The organism is Streptomyces sp. NPDC002018, from assembly GCF_042890865.1.
In the GTDB taxonomy this organism is placed as follows: Bacteria; Actinomycetota; Actinomycetes; order Streptomycetales; family Streptomycetaceae; genus Streptomyces.
Window position 1 is genome coordinate 19,028 of record NZ_JBIASO010000026.1, and the last position, 15,900, is coordinate 34,927.

At 68.6% G+C, this 15,900-nt stretch carries 14 protein-coding genes and 1 riboswitch; of the genes, 7 read left to right on the plus strand and 7 right to left on the minus strand.

The annotated features are described in order from the left end of the window. Positions 1 to 207 precede the first annotated feature (207 nt). The 3 genes from ACFYYH_RS30760 to ACFYYH_RS30770 are packed head-to-tail and all read right to left on the minus strand — an operon-like array spanning position 208 to position 2,421. Positions 208 to 1,464: a cystathionine gamma-lyase gene (locus ACFYYH_RS30760; RefSeq protein WP_388557923.1), complete on the minus strand. Its 1,257-nt coding sequence runs from the start codon at positions 1,462 to 1,464 to the stop codon at positions 208 to 210. Further along, positions 1,461 to 2,048, minus strand: coding sequence for a low molecular weight protein-tyrosine-phosphatase (locus ACFYYH_RS30765; protein WP_388557926.1), 588 nt, complete (start codon positions 2,046 to 2,048; stop codon positions 1,461 to 1,463). Before ACFYYH_RS30765 ends, ACFYYH_RS30760 begins: the two co-directional genes overlap by 4 nt. Then, positions 2,041 to 2,421 (minus strand): phage holin family protein, encoded by a 381-nt coding sequence (locus ACFYYH_RS30770; RefSeq protein WP_388557929.1) that lies wholly within the window; start codon positions 2,419 to 2,421, stop codon positions 2,041 to 2,043. The genes ACFYYH_RS30765 and ACFYYH_RS30770 overlap by 8 nt, the downstream gene beginning before the upstream one ends. A 14-nt stretch (positions 2,422 to 2,435) precedes the next feature. Between ACFYYH_RS30770 and ACFYYH_RS30775 the strand changes: the two genes are divergently transcribed. The 3 genes from ACFYYH_RS30775 to ACFYYH_RS30785 all read left to right on the plus strand — a co-directional run bounded on the left by ACFYYH_RS30775 (position 2,436) and on the right by ACFYYH_RS30785 (position 4,240). Next, positions 2,436 to 2,753, plus strand: coding sequence for a cupin domain-containing protein (locus ACFYYH_RS30775; RefSeq protein ID WP_388557932.1), 318 nt, complete (start codon positions 2,436 to 2,438; stop codon positions 2,751 to 2,753). 171 nt (positions 2,754 to 2,924) lie between these two features. Next, on the plus strand, positions 2,925 to 3,143 hold the full coding sequence (locus ACFYYH_RS30780; RefSeq protein WP_388557935.1) for a DUF5326 family protein: 219 nt from the start codon (positions 2,925 to 2,927) through the stop codon (positions 3,141 to 3,143). 662 nt (positions 3,144 to 3,805) lie between these two features. Continuing rightward, complete coding sequence (locus ACFYYH_RS30785; protein WP_388557938.1) at positions 3,806 to 4,240, plus strand: SsgA family sporulation/cell division regulator; 435 nt, start codon at positions 3,806 to 3,808, stop codon at positions 4,238 to 4,240. 70 nt (positions 4,241 to 4,310) lie between these two features. Here the strand turns inward: ACFYYH_RS30785 and ACFYYH_RS30790 are convergent, their stop codons facing one another. Further along, positions 4,311 to 5,774 (minus strand): YibE/F family protein, encoded by a 1,464-nt coding sequence (locus ACFYYH_RS30790; protein ID WP_388557941.1) that lies wholly within the window; start codon positions 5,772 to 5,774, stop codon positions 4,311 to 4,313. Positions 5,775 to 5,845: 71 nt separating this feature from the next. Further along, positions 5,846 to 5,992: riboswitch (TPP riboswitch) on the plus strand. Here ACFYYH_RS30790 and thiC point away from each other — a divergent pair. Continuing rightward, complete coding sequence (gene thiC, locus ACFYYH_RS30795; RefSeq protein WP_388557943.1) at positions 5,985 to 7,778, plus strand: phosphomethylpyrimidine synthase ThiC; 1,794 nt, start codon at positions 5,985 to 5,987, stop codon at positions 7,776 to 7,778. It overlaps the preceding riboswitch by 8 nt. A 182-nt stretch (positions 7,779 to 7,960) precedes the next feature. Here the strand turns inward: thiC and ACFYYH_RS30800 are convergent, their stop codons facing one another. From ACFYYH_RS30800 to ACFYYH_RS30810, 3 genes are all read right to left on the minus strand, one after another. Continuing rightward, a complete protein-coding gene (locus ACFYYH_RS30800; RefSeq protein WP_388557946.1) occupies positions 7,961 to 8,788 on the minus strand; it encodes a hypothetical protein in 828 nt (275 codons plus the stop codon). 147 nt (positions 8,789 to 8,935) lie between these two features. Further along, the gene (locus ACFYYH_RS30805; protein ID WP_388557949.1) at positions 8,936 to 10,024 is read right to left on the minus strand and encodes a metallophosphoesterase; all 1,089 of its coding nucleotides are present in this window, start codon (positions 10,022 to 10,024) and stop codon (positions 8,936 to 8,938) included. A 322-nt stretch (positions 10,025 to 10,346) separates the two neighbouring features. Further along, positions 10,347 to 11,459, minus strand: coding sequence for a LacI family DNA-binding transcriptional regulator (locus ACFYYH_RS30810; protein ID WP_066951829.1), 1,113 nt, complete (start codon positions 11,457 to 11,459; stop codon positions 10,347 to 10,349). Positions 11,460 to 11,895: 436 nt separating this feature from the next. On the opposite strand from ACFYYH_RS30810, the gene hisC reads away from it, so the two are divergent. The 3 genes from hisC to cydB all read left to right on the plus strand — a co-directional run bounded on the left by hisC (position 11,896) and on the right by cydB (position 15,843). Then, a complete protein-coding gene (gene hisC / locus ACFYYH_RS30815) occupies positions 11,896 to 12,978 on the plus strand; it encodes a histidinol-phosphate transaminase (RefSeq protein WP_388557952.1) in 1,083 nt (360 codons plus the stop codon). A gap of 343 nt (positions 12,979 to 13,321) precedes the next feature. Then, on the plus strand, positions 13,322 to 14,830 hold the full coding sequence (locus tag ACFYYH_RS30820) for a cytochrome ubiquinol oxidase subunit I (protein WP_388557955.1): 1,509 nt from the start codon (positions 13,322 to 13,324) through the stop codon (positions 14,828 to 14,830). 14 nt (positions 14,831 to 14,844) lie between these two features. Next, positions 14,845 to 15,843: a cytochrome d ubiquinol oxidase subunit II gene (gene cydB / locus ACFYYH_RS30825; protein ID WP_388557958.1), complete on the plus strand. Its 999-nt coding sequence runs from the start codon at positions 14,845 to 14,847 to the stop codon at positions 15,841 to 15,843. Positions 15,844 to 15,900: the final 57 nt, after the last annotated feature.

Consider the following 15,900-nt stretch of genomic DNA (forward strand, 5'->3'; position numbering starts at 1 on the left):
CTCCGCGCGTGGAACCTGGGACGGTCCGAGCCATGAGGGGGGAGGCTCGGACCGTCTGTGCGAACGTGGTCCCTCCTCGGTACCCGTTCCGGCCCCCGTCCCGACCTCTCTCCTGGTACCCGTCGCGGCCCGTCCGTATCCGGCCCGTCCGTATCCCGTGCGTCGGTGCCTTCCACGGTCCGATCGGCCCCTCCGGTGACCGGCATGTCAGCGGGCCGCCGCCCCGTCCAGGGCGCGCAGCACATCGGCGATCAGGTCCTCGGCGTCCTCGGCCCCGACGGAGAAGCGGATGAAGCCTTCCGGTACGGCGTCACCGCCCCACCGGCCGCGCCGCTCGGCCGTGGACCGTACACCTCCGAAGCTCGTCGCGTCGTCCACCAGCCGCAGCCCCGCCAGAAAGCGTTCGGCCCACTCCCGGTCGGGCAGCACGAACGAGACCACGGAGCCGAAGCGCCGCATCTGCCGCGAGGCGACGGGGTAGGATGGGTCGCCCGGGAGCCCGGGGTAGCGCAGCCCGCTCACCTCGTCGCGTTCGAGCAGTGCCTCGGCCAGCACCAGCGCGCTCGCGCACTGGCGGTCGACGCGGAGCTGGAGCGTGGCCAGCGAGCGGTGCGCCAGCCAGGCCTCCATCGGCCCCGGGATCGCCCCGACGACCTTGCGCCAGCGCCGCACTCCCGCCGCCAGTTCGGGATCGGCGCTGGTCACATGGCCGAGCAGGATGTCGCCATGGCCCGTCATGCCCTTGGTGTCACTGGCGACGGAGAAGTCCGCGCCCAGTTCCAGGGGCCGTTGGCCGAGCGGGGTGGCGAGCGTGTTGTCCACGGCCACCAGGACGCCCGCGTCATGTGCCTTCCGTACCAGCCGCCGTATGTCGCAGACATCGAGGCCGGGGTTGGACGGGCTCTCGATCCAGAGCAGCCGGGCGCCGTCGAGCGCGTCGAGCTGGGCGTCGCCGCCGGTCGGCGCCGTCCGCACCGTGACCCCGTACGCCTCAAGGCGTTCGCGCAGCAGCGGCAGGGCCTGATAGCCGTCGTCCGGCAGGACCACCGTCTCGCCGGCGCGGAGCTGTGAGAAGAGCACCGCCGAGATCGCGGCCATTCCGGAGGCGAACACGACGGTCTCGACCGGCCGCCCCGGCGCTTCCAGTTCGCCGATGGCCCGTTCGAGATGGGTCCAGGTCGGGTTCTCGTCCCGGCCGTAGGTGTACGGGCCCTTCGGTTCGCCCGGCAGATGGAAGTGAGCGGCGAAGACCGGCCCCGGCAGGGTCGGTTCGTACGCCACCGGCTCGGGCAATCCGGCCCGCACCGCTCGGGTGCCGTCCCCGATGGTCTGGCCGTCCCCGGCGCCGTTGCTGTCCCTGACGTTCGGTCCGGTCCCCGGGGCCCCGCTGTTTCCGTTCGTCACACCGTTCCCGCTCGCATCGTTCCCGCTCGCATCGTTCCCGCTCGTGCCGTTCCCGCTCATGCCGCCTCCTCGATCGTGTCCCGTACGGCGGAGAGCAGCCCTTCGCTCGCCGCTTCCACCAGTTCCAGACACTCCTCGAAGCCGGTCATGTCCCCGTAGTACGGATCGGGCACGTCCAGATCGTCGAAGGGCTCCGCGGCGGCGTCGTACGAGCGCAGCAGCCGCACCTTCGCGGCGTCGGCGGGTGTGGGGGCGAGCCTCCGCAGCTCGCGCAGATGGCCTTCGTCCAGCGCGATCACCAGGTCGAGACGCGGGAACCACGAGGCGTGGAACTGCCGTGCGGTGTGATCGTTCTCATAGCCGTGCGTGTCCAGTACGGCCACGGCGCGCGGGTCGGCGCCGTCGCCCTCGTGCCAGCCGCCGGTCCCGGCGCTGTCCACCTCGACCAGGCCGTCGAGGCCCGCCTCGGTCAGCCGGGCGCGGAAGACGGACTCGGCGATCGGCGAGCGGCAGATATTGCCGGTGCAGACGAAACAGACGCGGTACGGCGAGGCCGTGGAGCGGGCCGCGGGGCCGGTGGTGGAACCGGTGGTGGGGCCGGTGGTGGGGCCGGTGGTGGGGCCGGCCAGGGGGAGATCAGTCATTGTCGTCGGGGAGTGCCATGTGCAGCGCCCACGAAACGATCGAGATGATCAGGCCGCCGAGTACGGCGGTCCAGAAGCCCTCGACATGGAAGCTCAGGTCCAGCTTGTCCGTGAGCCAGGAGGTGAGCAGCAGCATCAGGGCGTTGATCACCAGGGTGATCAGTCCGAGCGTGAGGATGAACAGCGGCAGTGTCAGGAGCTTCACCACCGGCTTGACTATGAAGTTCACCAGTCCGAAGACCAGGGCGACGAGCACCAGTGTCACGGCCTGCCTGCCGGTGCTGTCACCGGTCAGAGTGATGTCCTTGACCAGCCAGATCGCCGCGGCCAGTGCCCCCGCGTTGGCGATCGTCTTGACTACGAAATTCTTCATGGTGTGATCGTGGCATGAAGGCATTCCGACTGGATGAGCTGGAGGCGGAGCGTGCCGCCAACGACGGGGCGTATCTGCAGTTTCTGCGGGAACGCAATATGTCCGTGGGCCTCTACGCCCTGGACGCGGGTGTGACCGACCCGCAGCAGCCGCACCGGCAGGACGAGGTCTACTTCGTCGTGAGCGGCCGGGCCTCGATCACCGTCGGAATGGAGACGACCCAGGTCGGCCGGGGCAGCGTCGTGTACGTACCGGCCGGGGTGGCCCACAAGTTCCACCACATCACGGAGGATCTGCGGGTGATGGTCGTGTTCTCCCCGCCCGAGAGCTGACCGGCTCCCCCGGGGCCGGCGCAGCGCCGGTTCAGGGCCGTATCAGGGCCCGGGTCAGGGTCGGATCAGGGGAGAGCGGGGGCCTCGCGGTCCCCGCCGCCGTTCCCGCGCCTCTAGCATCGTTGAGGCAAGGCAGATACGTGCGTCACTCGGTGAAGCGAGGTAAGGACGATGGCGGTTCGGGAGCTACTCACGGGGTTGCCCTGGTGGGTGAAGTGGATCGCGGTGCCCGTGATCGCCATCGTCGTGTTCGGCGGACTGATCATGAGCGTGGTCGCGTTTGTGATCGGACTCCTCTTCAAGGTGCTGATCTTTGTGGCCCTTGTCGGCGGACTCATCTATGTCGTACGGAAGTTCATGTCCTCCTCGTCCTCGCGCGGCGACTGGTAGGAACCGGTATGACAGGCCGTCCGTACGGCCGTTAGCCCGAGCGGGGGAAAGGCGAACCAGGAACCGTCCCGGAGCGCGGCCTGCCCCTAGAGTGACGAATCCCACCGTCCCCCGGTCCCCCTCAGGGGTGCGGCGGGCGCGCGGGGGCGGCCCCCGCGGGCGGGCCCTCGCCCGTCGGGATGCCTGGGGGTGATTTTGGCCACGGCCACGCGAACCACGGCCACGCGAACCACGGTCCCCGTTCCGAGCGGTCCGGTGCGGCGAGTGCCGCTCCTGGCCCGAGGCGTGTCGCGGAAGTCCCAGTCCCGCGCCTGTCGGCCGCCGACGGACTTTCCTCCGGACGGCGCGGCCTCCGCGGCACGATCCGCCTCCGCGGCACGATCCGCGTCCGAGGCCGGGCCTCCGTCGTGGCAGAAGAACCCAGGCGATCAACCGCCGGCGCCGCCCTGGCCGTTTCCACGCCACTTCATGAGCGGAAGCCACCGCTTCCGGCGGTCGAGCGATGACGCGGAGATACCGGATCGCCGCTCAGCCCGCTCGCCTTCTCTTTCCGTATCTGAAAACTTACTCCTTGTGATCTTCTAACGCTTACAGGACGATTGCGTCAAGAGGATCAACGGGGATCATTCCCAGCCACTTTTTCATCTACTCCGGAGTACACGATGCGCGAGTCGGTGCAGGCCGAGGTCCTGATGAGCTTCCTTGTCTCGGAGGAGCTGGCGTTCCGGATCCCGGTGGAACTCCACTACGAGATGAGGGATCCCTACGCGGTGCGCATGACATTCCATCTGCCCGGTGACGCGCCTGTCACCTGGACCTTCGGCCGTGAGCTGCTGCTCGACGGGATCAATACGCCCAGCGGCGACGGCGATGTGCATATCGCGCCGATGGAGCCCGAGGACCTCTCCGACGTCCACATCAGGCTCCAGGTCGGAGACGATCACGCCCTTTTCCGGGTCAGTGCCGCGCCTCTGGTGGCCTTCCTCGACCGTACGGACCGACTGGTCCCGCTCGGCCAGGAGCGCACGCTCGGTGACTTCGAAGGCAATCTCGAAGAGGAGCTCGGCCGGATTCTGGCCGAGGAGAACGCCGGCTGAGCCCGGCGGAACGGGGCCGTCCGGGTGATCCTTCGCGGCGAAAGCGATGTCCGGGCAGTCCGGGCAGGGACTACTTCCTGCGGCGCCGGCCCCTGCCGCCGCCCAGTTTGCGCGCCGACGCGCTCTGTACCGGCAGTGTGGGCGCCGTCTCCGGCCCCTCCGGATCCGAGGGGCCCGCCGGGCCCGACGGACCCCCGGGCCAGGGCGGGACGCTCCCCTGAGCCGGATACGGCGGTACGGGAGGCAGGGCCTCCGACGGGCCCACCGGCGGGTTTCCCGGCGCCGGCCGGTCGGCGGAGACCACCAGCGCCGCCAGCGCCGTGGTCACCGGTACCGATGCGACCAGACCGATCGAGCCCACCAGGGTCCTGACGATCTCTTCCGCCACCAGCTCACTGTTCGCGACCGTGCCCACATCCGACTGCGCGATCGAGAAGAGCAGCAGCAGCGGCAGCGCGGCGCCCGCGTAGGCGAGGACGAGCGTATTGACCACCGAGGCGATATGGTCCCGGCCGATACGGATACCCGCCCGGTAGAGGGCACGCGGCCCCATCGAGGGGTCGGCCTGGTGCAGCTCCCAGACCGCCGAGGTCTGGGTGACGGTCACATCGTCGAGGACACCCAGTGAGCCGATGATGACACCCGCCAGCAGCAGACCGCTCATATCGATCCCGGGATAGAGCCCGTGGATCAGCCCGGTGTTGTCGTCGGTGTTGCCGGTCAGGCTCGCCCAGCCGATGAAGAGTGATCCCAGGAGCCCGATCAGCAGCAGCGAGATCAGGGTGCCGAGGACCGCGACCGAGGTACGGGCCGTCAGACCGTGGCACATATAGAGCGCCAGCAGCATGATCGCACTGGCCCCGATCACCGCCACGACCAGCGGATTCGAGCCCTGAAGGATCGCGGGCAGGATGAACAGCGTCAGCACCGCGAACGAGACGGCGAGTGCGACCAGGGCCATGACACCACGTAGCCGCCCCACCACGACCACCGCCAGGGCGAAGATCCCCGCCAGCAGGGCCATGGGGAACTTACGGTTCACATCCGTCACGGAGTACTGGAGATCGCGGGGCGCGTCGGGTGCGTAGGCCACCACGACGCCTTGTTTCACGTGAAACTGCCGCGGTGCGTCAGGCTGGACGATCTCGATGAAGGTCCGGCCCTTCTCCTTGCCGCTGGTCACCTCGATCGTGGCCTTGACGCAATCACCGTTCTCCGCCTGCTCCGCCTCGCGCCCCTGGGGCTGCGAGGTGTCGCCGGTGGACGGGATCTGGGAGGCGTTGACGTCCTTGCAGTCCACCCGCTCGATCTGGACCACCTGACCCTGCTCGGTCTGCCGGTCGAAGCCGACACCGCTGCGTTCGTGGGCCGGCGCGCCACCCGGCCAGAACACGGCCAGCCCTACGACCACCGCGGTCGCGAACGGAATCAGGACCGCGGCGATGACCTTGCGAAGGTGCTGGGAGACCGGCGCGGCGGGGCCATGGCTGTGCGTGTGTCCATGCGATTCGTGGGTCTGCTGGGGTGAGGTCACCGACCGATCATCGCAAGAAGCAGAAGGCCCCCTGTTCAGCACGCCGGATATGACGCTAGCGTGGAGGCACCTTTTGCACACGCGGGAGCTCGGAGCACCGGGCTGAGAGGGCGCTGACTGTGTAGTCCCGGGGAGTATCCCCTGGACCCCCTGAGCTGCGCCGACCGCTGAACCTGTTACCGGGTAATGCCGGCGTAGGGAGTAGGTCTCATGACCGTTCAGGACGCACACACGCCTGCCTCCGATTCGGGAGATCCGATCGAGGCCCAGAGGTCCATCGGCTGGCACAAGGGATATGTCCAGGGCTCGCGCCCCGACCTCCAGGTGCCGGTCCGCCGGGTGCACCTCACCAACGGCCAGGACGTGACGCTGTACGACACGTCGGGGCCGTACACCGATCCCGCCGTCGAGACCGATGTACGCCGCGGTCTCGCGCCGCTGCGGGAGAACTGGATCATCGGGCGGGGCGACACCGAGGAGTACGCGGGCCGGCCGGTCCGCCCCGAGGACGACGGACTCAAGCACACGGCGCCGCGCGGGGGACTGCGCAACCTCGACGCGGTCTTTCCCGGCCGGCCGCGCCAGCCGCGCCGGGGCCGCGGCGGACAGGCGGTGACCCAGCTCGCGTACGCCCGGCGCGGGGACATCACTCCGGAGATGGAGTATGTCGCGATCCGCGAGAACGTGTCCCCGGAGACCGTGCGCGAGGAGATCGCCGCGGGCCGCGCCGTACTGCCCGCCAATGTCAACCACCCCGAGATCGAGCCGATGATCATCGGCAAGCGGTTCCTGGTGAAGGTCAACGCCAACATCGGCAACTCCGCGGTCACTTCCTCCATCGAGGAGGAGGTGGACAAGATGACCTGGGCGACGCGCTGGGGCGCGGACACGGTCATGGACCTCTCCACCGGCCGCAATATCCACACCACGCGTGAGTGGGTGCTGCGCAACTCCCCCGTGCCCATCGGCACCGTGCCGCTCTACCAGGCCCTCGAAAAGGTCGACGGCAAGGCCGAGGAACTGACCTGGGAGATCTACAAGGACACGGTCGTCGAGCAGGCCGAGCAGGGCGTCGACTACATGACGGTCCATGCCGGGGTACTGCTGCGGTACGTACCGCTGACGGCGCGCCGCAAGACGGGCATCGTCTCGCGCGGCGGCTCGATCATGGCGGCCTGGTGTCTCGCGCACCACAAGGAGTCGTTCCTGTACGAGAACTTCGAGGAGCTGTGCGAGATCCTCGCGGCCTACGACGTGACGTACTCCCTGGGTGACGGTCTGCGGCCGGGCTCCATCGCGGACGCCAACGACGAGGCCCAGTTCGCCGAGCTGCGCACGCTCGGGGAGCTGAACTCGACCGCCAAGCGGCTGGGCGTCCAGACGATGATCGAAGGGCCGGGACATGTCCCGATGCACAAGATCAAGGAGAACATCGACCTCCAGCAGGAGATTTGCGAGGAGGCGCCGTTCTACACGCTCGGCCCGCTGACGACCGATGTGGCTCCGGCGTACGACCACATCACCTCCGGCATCGGTGCGGCGATGATCGCGTGGTGGGGGACGGCGATGCTCTGCTACGTCACTCCCAAGGAGCACCTCGGTCTGCCGAACCGGGACGACGTCAAGACCGGTGTCATCACCTACAAGATCGCGGCCCATGCGGCGGATCTCGCCAAGGGCCACCCGGGGGCGCAGACCTGGGACGACGCCCTTTCCGACGCCCGGTTCGAGTTCCGCTGGGAGGACCAGTTCAATCTGGCCCTCGACCCGGACACGGCCCGGGAGTTCCACGACGAGACCCTCCCGGCCGAACCGGCGAAGACGGCCCACTTCTGCTCGATGTGCGGGCCCAAGTTCTGCTCGATGAAGATCAGCAGGAGCATCACGGAGCGGTTCGGCGGAGACGTGGAGGCGAGTCCGGAGGAGATCGAGGCGGGCATGCTCGAGAAGTCCAAGGAGTTCGCGGCGAGCGGCAACCGCGTGTATCTGCCGCTGGCGGACTGACCGCAGGCGCGCGGTGCGGGAGCGGTGGCGGCCCGGTCGGACCGCCACCGCTCACCCCGGCCGTCCGGAGCGCACACACCCGGTCCGTCCCGCGCCTGCCTGCGCCTGCCTGCTCCGGCCGGTCGTCGCCCGCTCACTCCGGCCGTGCTGCCTCTGTCCACCGCGGCTGTCCGGCGTGGGAGTCACTCCGGGCGGTGGTCCGGCCCGCCGAAGTCGGGGCTGGTGAAGTCCGGGCTGGTGAAGCTCGGACGATGGCCGGCCGTGGCTCCCTCGTCCGGGCTGCTGAAGTCCGGCCTGCTGTAGCCGATCTTGGGCAGATGCTTCAGCGATGCGGCCGGTCCCGAGGCCGCCGGATCCGCTCCCGGGTCGGCCAGGGCGGCGCGCAGGTAGGGCAGAATGCCCCGCTCCAGCAGGGCATGGCGCCAGGCCTCCCGCGCACGGGCCACCTCGTCCGGCAGCTCACCGCTCGTCGGCGTCTCGGCAGGAAGCTGGGTCGAACTGTTGCGCAGGGCCGTGATCAGCAGGCCCACCGCGGCGGCCATGAGGCCTATCGCGGTGACGGCGGCGAAGAACCAGCCGACGGCGAGCAGGCTGTCGGCGAACGCGGGCGGCCGGCTGAGCGCCTTGAGGAGATAGCCGACGAGCAGGAAGATCACCGCGGCCGTGCCGGCGAGGACCGGAAGCAGCACGGTGATGACAGCCGTCAGCCCCGCCCCGGCCGTCGCCGCCGTGCCCGGGTCGGGCTCCAGCACGGCGCGGACCGAGACGGAAGGGCCCGGCGAGCGGGCCTCCTCGCGGACCTTGGTGTAGTGCTCGTACTCGGCGGCGGCCGCCGCCGCGATCGGTGCTGTGGCGTACAGAGCCATGGTGCGCAACTGCTCGGAGTTGAGCCGCTCCCCGACCGCCGCGAGATCCGGACGGTCATGTGCTTTTCGCAGCACGTCATTGAGGATTCGCTCGAAATCCGCGCGATCCTCGTTCAGCAGGTGCGGAGCGCTGTTCATGTGCATCCCCCGATGCTCCGTAGGGCCGGCTCGCCCGCGTGGCGCGGGCAGTTGGCGAAAACGGAGGAGAGCCTGCTACGGATGAACCGATGGTAGAGCTCTTCCGGCGCGGGGTGACAGGGGCTTTGCGGAAATCAAACGCGCCGGGTCGATTCAGTGGTCCAGGGGAAGTCGGACAACCAGCAGTTTTCCTGCCATGGTCACACCGCCGTCCATCGCGATGGCAAGTCCGTCGGCATATACGTGCGGCCCTTCCACCACCGGTCCGCTGTCCGTCTCACCGTCCGAGGGCTCTTCGGTCCCGACTTCGCCCAGCAGATAGGGAATCGGGCTGTGGCCATGGACGATGCGTTCCCCGCCGTACTTGGCGAGCAGTTCCTGAACGGCCTGCGGGCCGCCTTCGTCGCGGAACGCGAAACGTTTGGTGAGCTTGCGGAACAGATCCCAGCATTCGTCCGCGTCATTACGGGTGAGAATCTGATGGATCGTGTCGTTGACGTCCTCGATCGTGGATCCGTAGTCCAGATAGGCCGTCGTGTCGGAGTGCACCAGCAGATGCCCCTCCTCCTCGACCACCGCGTCGAGCCGGGACATCCACTGGAGATGGACGTCCTGGAGGCGCTCCATATCGGTCCGCTGACCGCCGTTGAGCAGCCAGGCGGCCTGGAAAGTGGCCGTGCCCGCACCGGAGTTGACATGGGTGTCGCCGAACCGCTTGGCGCCGATCAGCAGCAGCTCGTGATTGCCCATCAGGGCCTTGCAGTAGCCGCCCGCCGCCGCCGCCTCCGCGGAGAGCCGCATGACGAGGTCGATGACGCCGATGCCGTCGGGACCGCGGTCGGTGAAGTCGCCGAGGAACCAGAGACGGGCGGTGCCCGCGGTCCAGTGGCCGTCGAGATCGACCAGTCCCTGTTCCCCGAGGGCGACAAGGAGTTCGTCGAGATATCCGTGGACGTCGCCCACGACATAGAGCGGGCCGGGGCCGTCGGCCCCCGACGGTTCGGCGCCGGGATCCACCCGCACCTGGACCGTGTCCCCCCGGTTGATCACCGGAAGGTCGCGCTCGGTGGGGGTGTAGCCCTCGGGCGGCTCGTCGTCGGGCACCGCGTTGCCGGGGTGCCCGGACAGGGAAGCGAGGCCGGACTGCCCGGACTGTACGGGGACCTGTGCGTACGGCGGTACGCGGAAGTCGCGCAACGTCGCCGTCCGCACCACGGGTCCCTGGCCGGCCCCCTGTGTCATCGACCCCTCCACCGCCGTCGTGCCGCCGTACACCTCTCGGGCCGTCCGGCCGGCGGGGGTGAGTCCACCGGTGGTGAGGGATGGTCCGTGGTGTCGTCCGCCCATCATAGGAATGCAGCTCGTCCTGTGTGACGCACCAGGGGTGGTGAATCCGATCGCACCTCCGGTTCAGCGGCTGTTTTCACGCCGATCGCCCGAAATGCGAAAGGTCCTGGCCTTCACCGGGCATTCCACCGGTCGCCGGGTTGCCCCGGCGGTCCCCTGGCCGCGCGCCCTGCCGTACTCCGCCCGTTCGGTGCCGCTCCGCCTCCCGCGACTGCGGTCAGTCGCCCGCGGGAGAGCGGGGCGCGCTGACCGTGGTGCGCGGAGGGCGTCGCTGGGAGGAGGTCCGGACGATCAGCTCGGTCGGTATGACCTGCTCGACCGGCCGGTCCGTCTCCAGCCCTTCGATGGCGTCGATGAGGAGCTGGACGACGGCGGTGCCGATACGGCGCGGCTTGAGCGAGAGCGTCGTGATGGGCGGTTCCGTCGAGGCGTACACGGTCGACTCGCTGCAGCAGACGAGCAGGAGGTCGTCCGGTACGCGCAGTCCGTACCGCCGTGCGGCGGCGAGCAGATCGGTGCCGTTGGGGTCGAACAGCCCGTAGACGGCGTCGGGACGGTCGGGGCGGGCCAGCAGCCGGTCGGCGGCGACGGCCCCGGCGCACGGGTCGTGCGCGGGATAGGACTCGTAGACCGGGTCCTGGCCGACCCGTTCGCACCAGTGCAGATAGGCGGTGGTGGAGAGCCGGGTGTAGGTGTCCGTGGTGGTGCCGGTGAGCAGGCCGATCCGGCGTGCGCCGGCCGCGGCGAGATGGTCGAGCAGATCGAGGACGGCCGCCTCGTGGTCGTTGTCGACCCAGGCGGTGACGGGAAGGGTGCCCGCGGGCCGGCCGTCGGAGACGACGGGAAGGCCCTGGCGGACGAGTTCGGTGACGACCGGATCGTGGTCGGAGGGATCGATGACGACGGTTCCGTCGAGGGCGACATTCGCCCAGACGTCATGGCGTGAGGTGGCGGGCAGGATGACGAGGGCGTAGCCGCGCGCGAGCGCGGCGGAGGTGGCGGCCCTGGCCATCTCGGCGAAGTAGGCGAACTCGGTGAAGGTGAAAGGTTCATCCCCGTACGTCGTGACGGTCAGGCCGATGAGGCCCGACTTGCCGGTACGGAGGGTTCGGGCGGCGGCGGACGGTCGGTAGCCGAGGCGTTCTGCGACTTCTCGGACATGGCGTCGCGTGGCGTCGGGTAACCGTCCCTTGCCGTTGAGCGCGTCCGAGACAGTCGTGATGGAGACACCGGCTGCGGCGGCCACGTCCCGGATGCCCGCCCGACCTTGCCGGCTTCCCCGGCGGGATGTGTCCGTCCGGCTCACCTGGTGTTTCCCTGCTGCTGTCATGGCGAGCCGATAGTAGGGCTCGGGCGGGCGGTGGGTCCGGTCGCACATTCACCCATGGGCAGGCACGTTTTTGCATGGTTGAAGGTGGTTGATGGCCTTGGAACGTAAGGGAGTTAACAGGTGTAGCAATGTTCTGCCATGCAACGAGCCGCATGGGCCTGGCGAGGGGCCCATGTCTCGAAGAGGTCTCAACTCACCTCTACGGGGGACGCGCGCCACGGCGCGAGCCACCGGCGCGCGCCGGATAAAGCGTGCGCCCCCGCCTCGACGGGGGTCCCGCGGCGGTCCCGCCGGTGCTCCGCGGGTGCCTCCGAGGGCGGTCCGACGGTCTCCGGACGCCGCCGCTACGCAGGAGCCGCGAATCCTCATAAGGTGAACAGCATTGAAGTCGCCGTCGAAGTCGTACGGCCCCGTGAACGGCCGAGGAGGTCCTGCGGTGAGTGAGACGAGCCCCAAGCTGCGCGCCGAGCTGGACGGCATCCCCACCTACAAGCCGGGCAGGCCGGCGGCGTCCGGCGGGGGGCCCGCCGCGTACAAGCTGTCCTCCAACGAGAACCCGTATCCGCCGCTGCCCGGCGTGATGGAGCAGGCGATCTCGGCCGCGGGGGTCTTCAACCGCTACCCGGACATGGCCTGCACCGGTCTGATGGACGAGCTGGCGGACCGCTTCGGGGTGCCCCTCGCGCATCTCGCGACCGGCACCGGTTCGGTGGGTGTGGCTCAGCAGCTCGTCCAGGCCACGTCTGGCCCCGGTGACGAGGTCATCTACGCCTGGCGCTCCTTCGAGGCGTATCCGATCATCACCCAGATCTCGGGCGCGGCCTCCATACAGGTGCCGCTGACCCCGGGCGAGGTGCACGATCTGGACGCGATGGCCGACGCGATCACCGAGCGGACCCGGCTGATCTTCGTCTGCAACCCCAACAACCCGACCGGCACGGTGGTGCGCCGCGCGGAGCTGGAACGGTTCCTCGACCGTGTTCCGGGAGATGTACTGGTGGTCCTCGACGAGGCCTACCGCGAGTTCATCCGGGACCCCCAGGTGCCTGACGGCGTGGCGATCTACCGCGAGCGCCCGAATGTGGCCGTCCTGCGGACGTTCTCCAAGGCGTACGGACTGGCGGGTCTGCGGGTCGGCTTCGCGATCGCCCATGAGCCGGTGGCCGCCGCGCTGCGGAAGACCGCCGTTCCGTTCGGTGTGAGCCAGATCGCACAGGAGGCGGCGATCGCCTCCCTGCGCGCGGAGGACGAACTGCTGGGCCGGGTCGGGGCCCTGGTCGCCGAGCGTGTCCGGGTCCACGCGGGGCTGGTCGACCAGGGCTGGAGCGTGTCCGAGACCCAGGCCAACTTCGTCTGGCTGCGGCTCGGTGAGCGCGCGCTCGACTTCGCGGCGGCCTGTGAGGCGGCCGGAGTGGTCGTACGGCCCTTCGCGGGCGAGGGGGTACGGGTCACGATCGGCGAGCACGAGGCCAATGACATCTTCCTCCAGACGGCCGAGGCGTTCCGCAAGGAGCTGTAGCCGCAGGGACCGGATCGACCGGTGCGACCAGAGGGGCGCCGGATCGACCGGTGCCATCTGAGGGGTGCCACCCGAGGGGTGGGATGGGCGCCGCGTGGTCGGCCGGGCCGGCGCGGTGGACGGGGTGAGACGTACCGGGGCGGTCTCTTCGAGGCCGCCCCGACGTGTGTCCCAGGGCCGGCCGCCACCCCGGGACCCCCCCCGTAAAGATCCGGAAGGGTGTGCGACATAATGCTTGTGAATGTGAACGCGTTCACAAGCGTGTCCCGTTTCCTGGCGATACGTCCAGGGTGAAAGGGACAAGCTGCCGCTGTGACCACGGCGATGTAAGGAGACAGACGACGTGGACCTCGCTCTGGCGCCGGAGACCCTGGCGCGATGGCAGTTCGGCATCACCACCGTCTACCACTTCCTCTTCGTCCCCCTGACGATCTCGCTCGCCGCGCTGACGGCGGGGCTGGAGACCGCGTGGGTCCGCACGGAGAACCCGAAGTACCTCAAGGCCACCAAGTTCTGGGGCAAGCTCTTTCTGATCAATATCGCGATGGGTGTCGTCACCGGCATCGTGCAGGAGTTCCAGTTCGGGATGAACTGGTCCGACTACTCGCGATTCGTCGGCGACATCTTCGGCGCACCGCTCGCCTTCGAGGCGCTGATCGCCTTCTTCTTCGAGTCGACCTTCATCGGGCTGTGGATCTTCGGCTGGGACAAACTGCCGAAGAAGATCCATCTGGCCTGTATATGGATGGTCTCGATCGGCACGGTCCTCTCCGCGTACTTCATCCTGGCGGCCAACTCCTGGATGCAGCACCCGGTCGGCTATCGGATCAACAAGGAAGCCGGACGGGCCGAACTCACCGACTTCTGGAAAGTGCTCACCCAGGACACCGCCCTCACCCAGTTCTTCCACACGCTGACGGCGGCTTTCCTGGTCGGCGGCGCCTTTATGGTCGGTATCGCGGCCTTTCATCTCCGCCGCAAGAAGCACATACCCGTGATGCGGACCTCGCTCCGTCTCGGCCTGGTCACCGTGGTGATCGCCGGAATGCTCACCGCCGTGAGCGGTGACTCGCTCGGCAAGGTCATGTTCAAGCAGCAGCCGATGAAGATGGCGGCGGCAGAGGCCCTGTGGGAGGGCGAGTCGCCCGCGCCGTTCTCGCTGTTCGCCTACGGAGACGTCGAGAAGGGCCACAACACCGTGGCCGTCGAGATCCCCGGCCTGCTGTCCTTCCTCGCCAACAACGACTTCAGCTCGCATGTCCCCGGCATCAACGACGTCAACAAGGCCGAGCAGGAGAAGTACGGCCCCGGCGACTACCGGCCCAACATCCCGGTCGCCTACTGGGGCTTCCGCTGGATGATCGGCTTCGGAATGGCGTCCTTCGCCCTCGGGCTGCTCGGTCTCTGGCTGACCCGGAAGAAGTTCCTGCTGCCACCCGCCCTGCGGACGGGCGAGGACGAGGTGCCGCATCTCGTGCTCTTCCGGAAGAAGGCGCTGAGCCCGAGGTTCGCCACGCTGTACTGGATCGTCTCCCTGTGGACCCTGCTCTTCCCGCTGATCGCCAATGCCTGGGGCTGGATCTTCACCGAGACGGGACGCCAGCCCTGGGTCGTGTACGGGGTACTGCGGACGGCCGACGCCGTCTCCCCCGGTGTCTCCCAGGGCGAGGTACTCACCTCGATGATCGTCTTCACCCTGCTGTACGCGGTGCTCGCCGTCATCGAGGTCAAGCTGATGGTCAAGTACGTCAAGGCCGGCCCGCCGGAGCTGACGGACGCCGATCTCCATCCGCCCACCAGGATCGGCGGCGACCCCACGGACGCCGACCGTCCGATGGCCTTCTCGTACTGAGGACTTGAGGAGCTATGGAACTCCACGACGTCTGGTTCGTCCTGATCGCCGTCCTCTGGACCGGCTACTTCTTCCTTGAAGGGTTCGACTTCGGTATCGGAGTCCTCACCAAGCTGCTGGCCCGTGACCGCAAGGAGCGGCGGGTCCTCATCAACACCATCGGGCCGGTCTGGGACGGCAACGAGGTCTGGCTGCTGAGCGCCGGCGGCGCGACCTTCGCCGCCTTCCCCGAGTGGTACGCCACGCTCTTCTCCGGCTTCTATCTGCCGCTGCTGCTCATCCTTGTCTGTCTGATCGTGCGCGGTGTCGCCTTCGAGTACCGGGCCAAGCGGCCGGAGGAGAACTGGCAGCGCAACTGGGAACACGCCATCTTCTGGACCTCGTTGCTCCCCGCCGTGCTGTGGGGTGTCGCGTTCGGCAATATCGTCCGGGGCGTCAAGATCGACGCGCACAAGGAGTACATCGGCGGCGTGGGGGATCTGCTCAACCCGTACGCGATTCTGGGCGGACTCGTCACCCTGACCCTCTTCACCTTCCACGGCACGGTCTTCGCCGCGCTCAAGACGGTGGGGGACATCCGGATCCGGGCCAGAAAGCTGGCGGTCGGACTCGGGGTGCTGACGGCCGTACTGGCACTCGGTTTTCTGCTCTGGACCCAGGCGGACCACGGTGACAGCACGAGTCTGGTCGCGCTGATCGTGGCCGTGGTGGCGCTGGTCGCCGCGATCGGTGCCATCGCGGTGGGGCGAGAGGGCTGGTCGTTCGCGCTCTCCGGCCTGACGATCGTGGCCGCGGTGGCGATGCTCTTCCTGACGCTGTTCCCGAATGTCATGCCGTCCTCGCTGGACCCGGCGTGGAATCTCACGGTGACCAACGCGTCCTCCACTCCGTACACCTTGAAGATCATGACTTGGTGCGCGGGTATCGCGACGCCGGTCGTGCTGCTCTACCAGGGGTGGACGTACTGGGTGTTCCGCAAGCGGATCGGAACGCACCACATAGCCGATGCGTGACCGCCGATGCGGCCGATGCGTGACCGCCGATGCGTACGAGTGCCGAGCCGCAGGAGT

What these genes read in the sequence shown, in the direction of transcription:
- ACFYYH_RS30760 (WP_388557923.1), bottom strand. Translation starts at nt 1,464, where the DNA reads ATGAGCGGGAACGGCACGAGCGGGAACGATGCGAGCGGGAACGATGCG.
- ACFYYH_RS30765 (WP_388557926.1), bottom strand. Translation starts at nt 2,048, where the DNA reads ATGACTGATCTCCCCCTGGCCGGCCCCACCACCGGCCCCACCACCGGC.
- ACFYYH_RS30770 (WP_388557929.1), bottom strand. Translation starts at nt 2,421, where the DNA reads ATGAAGAATTTCGTAGTCAAGACGATCGCCAACGCGGGGGCACTGGCC.
- ACFYYH_RS30775 (WP_388557932.1), top strand. Translation starts at nt 2,436, where the DNA reads ATGAAGGCATTCCGACTGGATGAGCTGGAGGCGGAGCGTGCCGCCAAC.
- ACFYYH_RS30780 (WP_388557935.1), top strand. Translation starts at nt 2,925, where the DNA reads ATGGCGGTTCGGGAGCTACTCACGGGGTTGCCCTGGTGGGTGAAGTGG.
- ACFYYH_RS30785 (WP_388557938.1), top strand. Translation starts at nt 3,806, where the DNA reads ATGCGCGAGTCGGTGCAGGCCGAGGTCCTGATGAGCTTCCTTGTCTCG.
- thiC (WP_388557943.1), top strand. Translation starts at nt 5,985, where the DNA reads ATGACCGTTCAGGACGCACACACGCCTGCCTCCGATTCGGGAGATCCG.
- ACFYYH_RS30800 (WP_388557946.1), bottom strand. Translation starts at nt 8,788, where the DNA reads ATGCACATGAACAGCGCTCCGCACCTGCTGAACGAGGATCGCGCGGAT.
- ACFYYH_RS30805 (WP_388557949.1), bottom strand. Translation starts at nt 10,024, where the DNA reads ATGACACAGGGGGCCGGCCAGGGACCCGTGGTGCGGACGGCGACGTTG.
- ACFYYH_RS30810 (WP_066951829.1), bottom strand. Translation starts at nt 11,459, where the DNA reads ATGACAGCAGCAGGGAAACACCAGGTGAGCCGGACGGACACATCCCGC.
- cydB (WP_388557958.1), top strand. Translation starts at nt 14,845, where the DNA reads ATGGAACTCCACGACGTCTGGTTCGTCCTGATCGCCGTCCTCTGGACC.